This window comes from Planococcus ruber (genome assembly GCF_022819085.1).
In the GTDB taxonomy this organism is placed as follows: Bacteria; Bacillota; Bacilli; order Bacillales_A; family Planococcaceae; genus Planococcus; species Planococcus ruber.
The window spans coordinates 220,177-232,866 of record NZ_JALHAG010000012.1 but is presented as its reverse complement, the minus strand read 5'-3'; the positions used below and the strand labels follow the sequence as shown (position 1 = coordinate 232,866).

Genomic DNA, 12,690 nt, shown 5'->3' with positions numbered 1-12,690 from the left:
TTATGGCCTGAAGGACAGTATTTGTCTCCTGTTGGACAGTATTTCGAAGCACTTGGACAGTATCTGCGACCGGACGGATAGTAAATCCGATTAGTTGAAATAAATAAAAATTATTAAGAAAATATTTCCTAGAAAGTCTCACGAAAAAGCCAGAGATACAACGTACCACCTATCCCGAATCTTACTTGTACTCTCCCATAATCGTCCCTACAATAATGCCAAGCACTTGCCCCTTGAACGCGTCTGGAACCGATTCGCCTGTCGGATTTATATAGTACAGCAGTTCCGTTTCCTCATTATACGTAAATCCAAGACTCATCAATTTCGTTTTCAAGGACTCTGGCAACTTGTTGCTTCCGGTCACTTGTTCGAAGTAAGAAGTCGAATAGACGGAAACATCCACATCGTCCAGGCTCGATTCAAGGATAAAGAGATCCGTATCACTTTTCAAAATCCACTGCCCTTTTGAGGAAATGGCCAGCTGCGAATATTCCAACGTCGAAATGCCGTCCAAGTTCACGCCAAAAATTTGGTTGATCAGGATGCGGCTTTCTGCGCCCGTCAGCTGTTCATCGTGCTCTTTGATGTAACGGTCCATCACTTCACTTTTCTTCAGCTTCATGATGCGGGCATCTTGCTTTGTCGAGTCAGGCTTTTCGTTGAATGAAAGACGCAAACTGTTCATGATCTGTTCTGGATAAATGCTCACTTGCGATCCGTAATTGTTTTTCGAAATAATATCGAGGTCGACAAAGAACACTTCTTCAACGGCTTTTCGAACTTCTTTGCCTTTAATTTTTTTACCGAATGAAGCGAGATAAAGATCCATCACTTTTACTTTCGGTATGGATTCGATTTCACTATCATGCTCAGTAGATTTTTTATCGAAACCCAATTCCTCCCGCAACTCACGCATCACCTGTTTTGAATACTTGGTTTCTTGTTTCACTTGCATTAATTCATAGGAAGCTTGACCTCCTTCTGCAAAAACACTTCCAACACCACCTGTGAAGATTAAACTTGCAACAAGTCCGATTAATACAAAACGTGCAGATTCATTTTTCATTTTCATCGTCATTTGAGCTCCTTTTCGTTTCATCTACTTCCTTTCTATTATACTTCCTGAGTGAAGCAAAATACCTAATTAATTCAATAAAAATAATTCTAAAGGTTTATTTGATGCGAATAGCTTTTAAAAGGCTCTCAATTGGTTTGGCAGTTCCACCGATAAAGTGAATGCATAACTTTTGACGCCTTTCTTTCCTACAGCGTAGAGTGGAAAGCATGAGGCAAAGGAGGAACTTAAATGAATGATATTCCATTAATCGTAACAACCGATTGGCTTGCTGAACATCTCAACGATCCAAAATTGCGGATCGTTGATGCAACGGTCTTCATGAAATTTCCGGAAGCCGGCGGGCCGCCTGAAGTCGAGTCCGGCAAAGCTTCTTACGAGAATGGCCATATCCCAGGAGCGGTTTATGCGGACATTGTCGGTGAATTATCAGACACGGATTCCACTTTTCCTTTCACCGTGCCTTCCCGTGAAACCTTTATTGAAAAAATGACGGAGCTTGGAATTGGAGACGGCCTCTATACCGTAATTTATGACCAAAACGCGTTAGTCGGTGAATCCATCGCCTCTTCCTACTGGGCATCACGGCTTTCTTGGCAGATGCGCTATGAGGGATTCGGCCAAGTGGCAATTTTAGAAGGCGGTTTGCAGAAATGGCTTGCAGAAGAACGTTCCTTATCAACGGAGACGCCTGACTACCCGAAAGCGAAATTTTCCGGACAGCGTGATGCTAGCATGCTCGCTACTAAAGAAGATGTCCAAAAAGCGATGGACGATGAACAAACGGTTCTGATCAACAGCTTGTCGCCGGAGGAATTTGCCGGCACTCAAACAGATGACCCAAGAAGCGGCCATATTCCCGGAAGTGAGAACGTCTTTTTCGGGCTTCATGCAGATGAACAAACAAAAGCGCTTTATGACGACGACAAACTCCGGGCTTTGTTTGAACATACCGGTGCATTGGATCCAGCTAAAAAAGTCATTACTTATTGCGGCGGCGGCATTGCAGCCACTTGGAATGCCTTGATTTTGAATAAGCTTGGCCAGCCGAACGTGGCTGTCTACGATGGATCGATGAACGAATGGGCGAGCGACCCCGCTTGTCCGATTATTAAAAGCATAAATTAAACAAACCAAAAGGCACATCCTTTAAAAAGGGTGTGCCTTTTGCATTCGTTATTGATCCCGCTTCACAATCTTGTCGCTCACTTGCATGCCGCTGAGTGTCACCATTGGCATGCCGCCGCCTGGGTTGACGGTGCCGCCGACGAAATACAGATTATCGTAAAGGTCGCTTTGTTTTTTATGCTTGAAGCCGCCGTTTTTGTTTTTATCGGAAACCGTGCCGTAAATCGCGCCGCGGTCTGAGCCATAAACCCGCTCAATGTCATGCGGCGTCCAGACGTCGCGCGTTACGATGTGATTGCGCAGGCCATGAAGGCCCATCCGTTCCAATTTAATGAGCACGCGCTCTTCAAATTCCCGGTATTGTTCCGGTGTGAACGGCTTGTCTTGGATATACGGAATATGCGGCAGGATCTTAATGTTCTCATGTCCTGGCGGTGCCTGTGTTGGATCGGTTTTATTGACATTGACAAGGTAAATTGTCGGATCGTCCGGCAGCTCGTGCTTTTCGAACACTTTGTCCATTTGTTCTTTTAAATTCTCGGAAAAGAAGAAATTATGGTGGTTCAGCTGTGGATATAACCGGTTTATGCCCAGATGAAGCACGTAACCGGAGCTTGCCGGTTCGTATTTCTTCTCCAGCTTCTCGACAAACTTCTCATCCGTTTTGACCATTTTTTTATAGAACGGAATGACTTCCATATTGGAAACATAGTAGTCAGCTGTTTTGAACGAGCCGTCTTCCAGTTCAACGCCTGCAATTTCTTTGTTCTGGTTTGTGTGTGCGCGAACAACGCCCATACCCGTATGGATCTGTACGCCTTCTTCCCGCGCGAGCCTTTCCAAGCCTTCTGCCAGTTTATGCGTGCCGCCTTTGACATACCAGCACCCTTGCGCATGCTGCATGTAAATCATCATATTAAGGACGGCCGGTGCGCTATAAGGCGATGAGCCGACGTATTTGACGTAATAAGACAGCATATCGCGCAAATGTGGATTGCTGATGCGTTTAGAGATTGCGCTGTACATTGTCGAAGTCAAATCGAAGCCGGTCAAAGTCGCAAGGATGCCGTTTTGGGCAACCGCTTCTTTTGGCGATTCAAAGCCTTCTTTTAAATAACTGTGCTCGGTGGTTTTATAGATGCGGCGAGCGTACTTCAGCAGCGCATAGTATTCTTTCATGTCCTTTTTGGACAGTGACGGGTTTTCCCGTTCCATCAACCGAAGATCGTGGAAAAGGTCAAGCACTGTGCCGTCCGGGAAGAACGAACGCCATTCCCGCTCAAGCCGTTGGATCGGTACATAATCTTCCAAGCGCTTGCCGCTGCCTTGGAACAATCGGTCAAAAATATGCGGCATCGTTAAAATGGACGGGCCAAGATCAAAGCCAAAACCGTCTTGTTCCAACCGATTCACTTTGCCGCCAATGTGGTTATTTTTTTCATATAACGAAACCTTGTAGCCTTTTTGTGCAAGGGAAATTGCAGCAGATAGCCCGCCAAGGCCTCCCCCGATCACAATTACGGATTTTTTCTGATTCACCATATATGTACCGCCCTTCTTCCCCCGAATATTCTTCTGTTGCTGCCCTTTTAACTTACTTCTTCAGCTGGAGCCATAATCCTCTTTATTCCCTGGCAGGGCCTTTTAAAACCTGTTGTATATAGTTTTTGTATAAGCTCAGCACACGAAAAAACCTGCAATTCCATTCAAGGAATTGCAGGTTTTACCTGTTTTAAAAAGAAGGAGTATAGGAAGTAAGCGGAATATCTTCATAGTCTTCCGGATCCAATTGACTGACTGAACCATCGGCTACCCCTTCAATAATAGCGGATAAACCGCGTTCAACCGATTTGACCAATTGCCCTTTTTCCTTCTGCCCTAAGCTTTGCGTCTGTCCGCGTACTTCAAAAAGCACTGTTCCGCTGCCATTGAGTGCATACGATCCGAGCGCCGTTCCTGGCAGATCCAGATCTTGCGAATACAGGGAGATGTTCGTAAATTTCGAGTTGCCGTACGACTGAAGTTCGTTATACGCCAATAAATTCAATTGCCGCGAGAAATCGAAATTGTACTTGTCCGCATAAGCTGCATATTTTGAACCTGCAGGCGTTGTCGGATCTGGCACAAATTCAGCGGACAAGGAAAGCGTTACAGGATCAGCCGTTCCGTCGACATAATAGAGCCCTTGGTGATGCAAGTCCACGAAGACATCCACCTTGCCGAACTCTTCCTGCAAGGATTTGTAGACGTCGCGGGAAGTTTGCGCTTCAGGGGTGATAAACCAGCCAGGCTGATCAGATGCTCCAGGGAAATCCTGAGCTTCCGGCACATAATCAAGATCCGGATTAAAGTCGCGGTTCACATCAAATCCTGGATTCGCTCCGTAGTCGTAATTTTGGCTGATGCCCCGGTCGAGGTAATTCCATGATTTTGCTGCACCTTCAAGCTGCGGGAAGCTCTCGAGCATTTCCGTCCACGTCAAGCTGTTGCGCCGTTTGTCGGCTTCAGAAGCATCCGGATTCATCATCGGCATGAACACAAGCGTAACTTCTTCCCGAATTTCCCGTGCCTGCTTCGAATTGCCGGACAAGGTCTTCAGCAAATTTAAAATCGCTACCGTTCCGGTCTTTTCATTGCCGTGAATTTCACTTTGGACCAGCAGCACTTTTTCTCCGGTCCCGACTCTTGCAGTATAAATGTCCAAGCCTTCATGCGACTGTCCAGCTACATCTATTTGGACAACGCCTTTGCTTGTCGATTCGATTTGCCGTAAACTTTTTTGCAGCTCCTGGTAATCGATAAATCCAGAAATTCCGTTATCATGGTGATGCGTGGCCGGCTTCACTTCATTGCCCACTGCATACACAGGCATCGCCAATGCCGTACATAAACTTAATACCCCAAGCGTACTCGCAAACTTCCTCTTCACAATCATCCACTCCTTTGACTTTGGTTATTATTACCTTTTGAATCTTTTTTCTTCAAATTATTTACTTTAACAACCTCAGCATAGCAACTCCAATTGGAATAGTAAATATATTTTGAATTTTCAATTCTTAAGTCATTTATTCTAGCCATTCTGCTGTAAATTCATCCCCCCAAAGACTAAGGGCCTTAAATACTTCGACCCACAAAATAGCAGATAAAAATAAAACCATCTTCCCGAAGGAAAATGGTTTTAAGATTAGACGAGGATCGTCCATAAAATCATCGTAAAGACAATTGTGGTCACACCTTGCAGCAAAGTAGCCATTGTCTGCGCTTTGTACGCATCGGTCACTTTCATGCCGCTGAACTGGGTGATGACCCAGAAGAAACTGTCGTTGACGTGGCTCACGGTCATCGCGCCCGCCCCAATGGCCATAACGACCAATGCAAGCGGCACAGCCCCTTCAACGCCAAGCGATGGCAAAAGCGGCGCGATCAACGTGGAAGTAATGACAAGTGCAGCAGTTGAAGAACCTTGTGCGGTTTTCAATGCAGCTGCAATCAAAAACGGAATTAACAGGAAGAGCGAACCGCCGGCAAGCGCCGACATATCCATTTCCGCAATTAAATCGGCAACTCCCGAGTTTGTGATAACGCGTCCGAATGCTCCGCCGGCACCGGTAATCAACAGAATCGGTGCGGCACTGACAAGCCCTTCCCCGATTAAGCCCGTTAAATTCGCTTCATTCCATTTCGGCAGCAAGAAGAACGCTGCAAATACACCAATTAAAAGTGCGACCGTCGGAGAACCTAAGAATTTCAAGAAATTTGTAAAGCCATCTTCTCCCCCCAGCACACTTGCGACAGAACCGGCACCGATTAAAATAACCGGAAGAACGATTGGCAAGAACGCTTTAAAAGTGGAAGGCATTTCGCCAAACGACTTAATGACATCTTCATAGCTCAAATCGCCGCTTTTCACCGTGTCTTCAGGAACTTCAATTTTCGAAGCGACTTTGACGGCCCAGAAGTAACCGACCACAGCAGCAGGAATCGCGACGATCAGCCCGATCAAAATGATTGTGCCGAGGTAATTTTCAGCGCCGATATTCCCTGCCGCTGCAATCGGGCCCGGCGTCGGGGGCACTAACGTATGCGTCGCATATAAACCAGTTGCGAGTGCAACAGACATCGAAGCGATCGAGACTTTTGCACGTTTCGCCAATGCTTTTTTCAAGCTTGATAAGATAATGAATCCAGAATCACAAAAAACAGGAATCGAAACGATAAAGCCGATGATCGACATCGCAAGCTGCGGCCGTTTTTCGCCGATCAATCTAAGAACCACTTCCGCCATCCGGTAAGCAGCGCCCGATTTTTCTAAGATAACGCCGATAATGGTTCCCGCCACAATGACGATCCCGATGCTGGTCATCAAACCGCCGAAGCCTTCGTTGACGCTCAAAACCACATCTGCGAGCGGCATGCCGGAAGCGATTCCCATGAAGAACGCACCAATCAATAGCGATAAGAACGGGTGGAGCTTGAATACGGCCGTCAGCAACACAACGAGAACAACACTCAACGCAATAATCACAAATAACATTTGAACACCCCTTTTAGTTTTTTAAATACGCTGCCATAACTTTTTTTGTCTTCGATTTTAATTGGCGATAGGGTTCAGCGATGGACTGTTCAGCCGTCACCCCTTCCCCGACAACCGAATGGATTTCTGTAAAATAAGGGCGGAGCAACGGCAGGCTTTCTCTGTCTACCATGCCGGAAACCAAAATGACGGGCTTCCCGGCTTTTTGTGCCGCTTCGGCGATGCCGAGCGGCGTCTTTCCAGACAGCGTTTGGCTATCGGTTTTCCCTTCTCCCGTTACAATGAAGTCGACGGTGCCTACATGCTGGTGAAACAAAATAGCGTCAAGTACGACATCGATGCCCCGCTGCATCTGGCCGGAGAAAAACGCTTGCATGGCACCGCCAGCTCCCCCTGCAGCGCCCGCTCCTTTTCGTTCGTGCAGGGCAATGCCCATCTGCCTTTCGACAACTTCTGCAAAGTTTCGCAGATTGGCATCGAGTTTTTCGACCGCTTCTGGAGGTGCACCTTTTTGCGGACCGAACACGGCGGAGGCGCCGTTTGCGCCGACCAGAGGATTTCCCACATCACTCGCAATGACGAAACGGCTCTCTTTTATTCGCTGATCAAACCCGGAATCATCAATCCGCACGAGCTTGCTTAACGAGCCGCCGCCGCGCGGAAGCGATTCCCCATTTTCGTCCAAAAATTTCATGCCCAAGGCTTGGAGCATTCCTGCACCTGCGTCATTGGTGGCGCTTCCTCCGAGTCCGATGATAAAATTCCGGAACCCGGCATCAAGTGCATGGCGGATCAATTCCCCTGTGCCGTATGACGACGCCCTATAAGGATCCCGTTCTTCGTGATTGAGGCGCATAAGACCTGAGGCTTCCGCGATTTCAACCACGCATGTGCTTTCATCACCCAACACGCCGTAGGATGCCGCCACTTTTCGTCCAAGCGGATCTTCAACAGAATGGCTGACCAAACGGCCTTCAGTCGCTTCGACCATCGTCGCCATGGTGCCTTCCCCGCCGTCTGCTGCCGGCAGCAAAACGATTTCTGCATGCTGTTCTACTTCTTCTATTGCTTCTTTTATCGCTTGTGCCGCTTCCATCGCAGACAAACTGCCTTTAAATGAATCCGGTGCCACTAAAACCTTCACTGCGCCAACCTCCTTACCGAATAAATAAAGCGCTTACATGAATTATAGTGAAAAGGCAAACGGGATACATTATACTTGATGTATAAGTTTATTTACAAAATAATAAGAATTTCTATACATTGAGGAGAAATCATGATCACAAAACAGTTAGCGGAGGAAATCGTTGCACAGACCACGATCCGGTTAAACCGGAATTTAAATGTCATGGATACGAAAGGAATGATTTTGGCTTCGGGGGAAGCGGAGCGGATTGAAAAGATCCATGAGGGCGCTGCCCGGGTGGCCAAAACCGGTGAAACCGTAGCGATTTCAGAAGCCAACCTTTCGGATTGGCAAGGCGTCAAACCAGGCATCAATATGCCGATCCACTTTCAAGGAAACCTCGTCGGCGTCATCGGCATCACCGGAAACCCTGAAGAACTGAAAGAAATTTCGACACTCGTGCAGCTGACGACTGAAATGATGGTCCACCAGTCGCTCATCACCTCTCATATTGAATGGAACCGGAAACGCAACGAATTGATTTTCGAAGAATTGACGAGCGGCAAGCCTTTATCCGCTGCTGTTCATGAACGCATCTTCCAAATCGGCCTCGAAGGGAAAATGTCGTTCATGACGCTGTTGATTGAACTGAAAAAGCCGCCCTCTTCTTCGCAGCGGATCATTGAACAGCTGGAAGCGCATTTCGACAGCCATACGGTAATCGCCGGCCATTCGCAGCTGAACGAAATCTTCCTGCTCGTTGCAGGTGCCGGAACCCTGAACCTGGAAGAAGAACTTTACAGCCTGCTTCATTTTCTGCAGAAAACCGCTCCAGGACGGATCGGCGTCGGCATCCCGGTCGACAGCATTTTCGATATCCGCACTTCTTATTTGGCTGCGCGAAACGCTTTGAAATTCGGCAAGCCTGACCAGCAGCTGATCTATTTTGAGGATGTGGAACTGATGGCCCTCCTGAAGCGGAATCCGCAAGACAAACTCGAGAAATTTGCGGACCGGATCCTGAACGGGCTCAGCGATACGTTGTGCCAAACCTTGGCCGAATTCCTGGCATGCAACAAAAACCATGCGGACACTTCTGCGCGCTTGAAGATCCACCGCCATACGCTGACGTACCGCTTGAAGAAAATTCGTGAGCTGACCAGACTGGATCCAACCGAATTCAAAGATGCAGTTGTCATCTACCTTGCGCTTGCATTGCGGAACTCCTAAAAACCCCCGGCAGATGGAATCATCTGCCGGGCCTTTTTAAGTTTTAGGTGAAAAAAATGCATTAAGAATTTTCTTTATTGTGCTGCTCCCTCGGTTTTTGACTGCTTTCTAATACCTTGACACCCGATATATCAGCAGTTATACTTCGAGTAACGATATATCGAGTGTCAAGTTATTAACGAAAGAGGCGATGGCATGCAAGCTTTATCGGAATCCACGTATCTGGTCCTACTAGCGTTAACGAAAAAGCCGTTGCACGGCTACGGCATCATCAAGAAAATCGAGAAGTACAGCGACGGGGAACTTGTGTTGGCACCAGGGACTCTGTACGGCGTCTTAACCAATTTGCAGAAACAGAAACTAATCGAACTTGTCGCAGCGGAAAAAGAAAGCCGGCAAAAGAAAATTTACAAGCTGACAACTGAAGGACAGGCGGTAGTGGAACTGGAGTACCAGCGTTTCAAAAAGATGCTGACCATTAGCGATGAAATCTTGAGGGGAGCTGAAGACGATGAAGAAATTTAATTTTACGCTCGCATATGATATTGAAAAAGAAGCAAAATGGCTGACGGATCTGTCTGCCAAAGGGTTCCACTTCTATAAATACCGTTGGGGATTTTATTATTTCGAAGAAAATCCATCAAAATCGTATATTTACCAAACTGATTTTCAGGAAGCGAGCGACGAGTATTTCGAGCTTTATCAAGAAGCCGGCTGGGAGCATATTCAAACTGAAATTGGGCAGTATCATTATTTCAGAGCCGATAAAAACAACATCGGCGATCAGCGAATCTATTCGGAACCCGCTTCGATCAAAGGCATGTACAAACGGATGCTGGTTTTTTACGCCATCATTTTCCTCTGTTTGGTCGTCAGCCAAATCGGCATCCTGCTGACTTGGAACGGCAATCTGCTGTCAACATCCGTAGCCATCTTTGCAGGCGCTGTCATTCTTCTATACATTTATCTTTTTATCAAGCTGCTACGGCAAATGCGCAGATATGAAAAACTGATTTAACTTTCCGGTTTTCTTCCGTCAATAAAATCCTCAAATCGCCAACCTTTTGTTTAAGGCTGAAAATTTGAGGGTTTATTTCCGATGATTAGTTGCCGATCCGCAGCGCACTTCCCCGATTCTGCAGTACGGACAAGATACTCAAGGCCGCAAGCAGGCTTGTTTTCGGATTGCTCGGCATCGGATTGTTTTGGACCTGCAGCTCCATCCAGCCGAACACCCCTTCCGCTTCAATCGTATGCGTGTTCTGCTCGATGTCCGGGTCGACGATGATGCGTACCTTCGTTTTTTCGGCGCCGATTCCGGCAATCGCAAGCACCAGCGCAACATTGATATTCTTTGGAAATTTCTCGACGGCTTCAAATGCAGAGCCTTCGAAAATCACTTTCTCTTCCTCCGCCTCCACCCCAAGTGATGCCGGCGATTTCCGCGTCGTAATCTGAACATGGTCTAAGGCATCCGCCGCTTTAGCCGATTGCAGCACATCGAGCCCGCCAATCGCACCGGACGGCAAATAAATATGGGTACCTTTCGCTTCCGCCAACCTTTTCAGCTCTTCCAGAAAAGCGATGTCTTTGAAGACGCCGATGCTGCTGACAACGAGGTCTTTTTGATGTTCGACGACATGCTTCACATAAATGCCCGCCGCTTCAACCGTCGCTGCTTCGACCACAATATCGAGCGGCAAATCCAAGAAACCCTGCAAATCCGTATAGAAATCGGCTTCAAACCGTTCGCTCAATTGCTGGCCCATTTCTTGGTTGCGCCCAAAAATGGCGATGACTTGTCCCTCGGCCCGTTGCTGTTTATTGATCTGTTCTAAGAGATATGAAGCAATATTGCCCGTTCCGATAATTCCAATGTTCATAGTTAGCCTCCTTTTGGAAAGTAAACAATTCCGCTTTTAATTGCCCCTATTATACATAAGTTCCATATCTCATTGCGTTTAACCTTTTCCAGCATAAAAATTTCTTGTACAACGCGTTTATCCTATTTTTAGTGTATTGTCCTCAGTTTAGCAATTTCGCATGAGGGAAAAGTACACTAAACTCAAATTTTTAGGAGGAATTGATTTGCAAAACCATCAATTGTATGTGAACGGCAAACACGTAGAATCCACTGGCACTGAATGGATTGATATCCTCAATCCTTCCACAGAGGAAGTTATCTCGAGAATTCCAAAAGGAACGGCAGAAGATGTAGATAAAGCTGTAGAAGCGGCTTTTCAGGCACAGCAGGCCTGGGAATTGACGCCGAACATCGAACGCGGGAAAATCGTCCGGAAACTAGGCGATGAAATTGCGAAAAGACGCGATACGTTCATCGACTTATTGCAGGAAGAACAAGGAAAAGATTATGAATTGGCCAGCGGCGAAGTGGATTTAGCCATCGATTATTTCCACTATATGTCCGAATGGGCAAGAAGAATTGAAGGCGAAATCGTGCCAAGCGACCGCCCGAATGAAAATATCCTCGTTTACAAAAAGCCGATCGGCGTTGTAGCGGGAATCATTCCATGGAATTTCCCGGTCTTCATTTTAGCGCGTAAAGTTGCAACAGCTTTAGTGACAGGCTGTACGATTGTTATCAAACCGAGCCAGCAGACGCCAAATACCACAATGGAATTCACCAAGATCGTAGATGCAATGGAAGAAATTCCGGCTGGTGTTTACAACGTGGTGATGGGTACCGGTTCTGAAATCGGCAACGCACTTGCTTCCCACAAAAAAGTGCAATTGATCACCATGACAGGCAGTGTCCAGGCCGGAACGAAAGTGATGGAAGCGGCAGCGCAGAACATCACGAAAGTAAACTTGGAACTGGGCGGCAAAGCACCAGCCATCGTGACACAGAATGCCGATTTGGATCTTGCAGCTGAAGCGATCACCACTTCGCGTCTTGCAAATGGCGGCCAGGCCTGCACAAATGCAGAACGTGTTTATGTCCATGAAAGCGTAGCGGAAGCATTGACCGAGAAATTGATTAAAGCATTTGAAGCGAAAAAACTCGGAAATCCGAGACAGGACAAAGACGTCGAAGTAGGTCCGCTAATTAGCGAAGACCGTCTTGAAACGGTTGAAGAAATGGTTCAAGAAGCCGTAGCTGCAGGTGCTGTAGTCGCGACTGGCGGAGAGCGACCTGATTTTGACAACGGCTTTTTCTACAAGCCGACCATTTTGACGAATGTAGAACATGATTCAGCGATCATCCGGGAAGAGATTTTCGGGCCCGTCCTTCCAATCACTACGTTTAAAACCTTGGACGAAGCAATTGAAAAAGCGAATGACACCGTCTACGGTTTATCGTCTTCCGTTTACACAGATGATTTGAACGAAGCGATGCGTGTCGTCAACGAAATGAAATTTGGTGAAACTTACGTGAACCGGGAAAATTTCGAAGCTATTCAAGGCTATCATGCCGGCATGCGCCAGTCCGGACTTGGGGGCGCTGACGGCAAACATGGGATGGAAGATTTCCTAGCTACTCAAGTCGTCTATATGCAATACAAAAATGATAAACAGTAAGGAATTGAAAAGATGCAAAGCGGTGGCCGTTTTGCATCTTTTTCTTTTGCTACCTTC

The 12,690-nt window shown here is 46.9% G+C and carries 11 protein-coding genes; 5 read left to right on the top strand and 6 right to left on the bottom strand.

The window, feature by feature from the left end; translation table 11 throughout:
- Positions 1-181: 181 nt before the first annotated feature.
- Complete coding sequence (locus MTR82_RS15915; protein ID WP_246809846.1) at positions 182-1,099, bottom strand: hypothetical protein; 918 nt, start codon at positions 1,097-1,099, stop codon at positions 182-184.
- Positions 1,100-1,306: 207 nt separating this feature from the next.
- On the opposite strand from MTR82_RS15915, the gene MTR82_RS15910 reads away from it, so the two are divergent.
- Positions 1,307-2,203, top strand: a complete 897-nt coding sequence (locus MTR82_RS15910; RefSeq protein ID WP_246809845.1) for a sulfurtransferase — start codon at positions 1,307-1,309, stop codon at positions 2,201-2,203.
- A gap of 48 nt (positions 2,204-2,251) precedes the next feature.
- Here MTR82_RS15910 and MTR82_RS15905 read toward each other — a convergent pair whose 3' ends face one another.
- From MTR82_RS15905 to MTR82_RS15890, 4 genes are all read right to left on the bottom strand, one after another.
- Positions 2,252-3,745 carry a phytoene desaturase family protein gene (locus MTR82_RS15905; protein WP_246809844.1) on the bottom strand — a complete coding sequence of 498 codons (1,494 nt, stop codon included), beginning with the start codon at positions 3,743-3,745 and terminating at the stop codon, positions 2,252-2,254.
- 190 nt (positions 3,746-3,935) lie between these two features.
- Entirely contained in the window at positions 3,936-5,138 is a 1,203-nt protein-coding gene (locus MTR82_RS15900) for a M14 family zinc carboxypeptidase (RefSeq protein WP_425024026.1), read from the bottom strand.
- 249 nt (positions 5,139-5,387) lie between these two features.
- Positions 5,388-6,737, bottom strand: coding sequence for a GntP family permease (locus MTR82_RS15895; protein WP_246809842.1), 1,350 nt, complete (start codon positions 6,735-6,737; stop codon positions 5,388-5,390).
- A gap of 13 nt (positions 6,738-6,750) precedes the next feature.
- Positions 6,751-7,881, bottom strand: coding sequence for a glycerate kinase (locus MTR82_RS15890; protein WP_246809841.1), 1,131 nt, complete (start codon positions 7,879-7,881; stop codon positions 6,751-6,753).
- Between the two features lie 132 nt (positions 7,882-8,013).
- Here MTR82_RS15890 and MTR82_RS15885 point away from each other — a divergent pair, with 132 nt between their 5' ends.
- The 3 genes from MTR82_RS15885 to MTR82_RS15875 all read left to right on the top strand — a co-directional run bounded on the left by MTR82_RS15885 (position 8,014) and on the right by MTR82_RS15875 (position 10,111).
- On the top strand, positions 8,014-9,093 hold the full coding sequence (locus tag MTR82_RS15885; protein WP_246809840.1) for a CdaR family transcriptional regulator: 1,080 nt from the start codon (positions 8,014-8,016) through the stop codon (positions 9,091-9,093).
- Positions 9,094-9,288: 195 nt separating this feature from the next.
- On the top strand, positions 9,289-9,618 hold the full coding sequence (locus tag MTR82_RS15880; RefSeq protein WP_246809839.1) for a PadR family transcriptional regulator: 330 nt from the start codon (positions 9,289-9,291) through the stop codon (positions 9,616-9,618).
- Positions 9,605-10,111 (top strand): DUF2812 domain-containing protein, encoded by a 507-nt coding sequence (locus MTR82_RS15875; protein ID WP_246809838.1) that lies wholly within the window; start codon positions 9,605-9,607, stop codon positions 10,109-10,111. Before MTR82_RS15880 ends, MTR82_RS15875 begins: the two co-directional genes overlap by 14 nt.
- An 85-nt stretch (positions 10,112-10,196) precedes the next feature.
- On the opposite strand, the gene nadX is transcribed toward MTR82_RS15875, so the two are convergent.
- Entirely contained in the window at positions 10,197-10,976 is a 780-nt protein-coding gene (nadX, locus tag MTR82_RS15870) for an aspartate dehydrogenase (protein ID WP_246809837.1), read from the bottom strand.
- A gap of 205 nt (positions 10,977-11,181) precedes the next feature.
- Here nadX and aldA point away from each other — a divergent pair, with 205 nt between their 5' ends.
- A complete protein-coding gene (gene aldA, locus MTR82_RS15865; RefSeq protein WP_246809836.1) occupies positions 11,182-12,633 on the top strand; it encodes an aldehyde dehydrogenase in 1,452 nt (483 codons plus the stop codon).
- Positions 12,634-12,690 lie beyond the last annotated feature (57 nt).

Bases quoted from the DNA above. Each gene is read 5' to 3' on its own strand.
- MTR82_RS15915 (WP_246809846.1), bottom strand. From the start codon at position 1,099: ATGAAACGAAAAGGAGCTCAAATGACGATGAAAATGAAAAATGAATCT.
- MTR82_RS15910 (WP_246809845.1), top strand. From the start codon at position 1,307: ATGAATGATATTCCATTAATCGTAACAACCGATTGGCTTGCTGAACAT.
- MTR82_RS15905 (WP_246809844.1), bottom strand. From the start codon at position 3,745: ATGGTGAATCAGAAAAAATCCGTAATTGTGATCGGGGGAGGCCTTGGC.
- MTR82_RS15900 (WP_425024026.1), bottom strand. From the start codon at position 5,138: ATGATTGTGAAGAGGAAGTTTGCGAGTACGCTTGGGGTATTAAGTTTA.
- MTR82_RS15895 (WP_246809842.1), bottom strand. From the start codon at position 6,737: ATGTTATTTGTGATTATTGCGTTGAGTGTTGTTCTCGTTGTGTTGCTG.
- MTR82_RS15885 (WP_246809840.1), top strand. From the start codon at position 8,014: ATGATCACAAAACAGTTAGCGGAGGAAATCGTTGCACAGACCACGATC.
- MTR82_RS15880 (WP_246809839.1), top strand. From the start codon at position 9,289: ATGCAAGCTTTATCGGAATCCACGTATCTGGTCCTACTAGCGTTAACG.
- MTR82_RS15875 (WP_246809838.1), top strand. From the start codon at position 9,605: ATGAAGAAATTTAATTTTACGCTCGCATATGATATTGAAAAAGAAGCA.
- nadX (WP_246809837.1), bottom strand. From the start codon at position 10,976: ATGAACATTGGAATTATCGGAACGGGCAATATTGCTTCATATCTCTTA.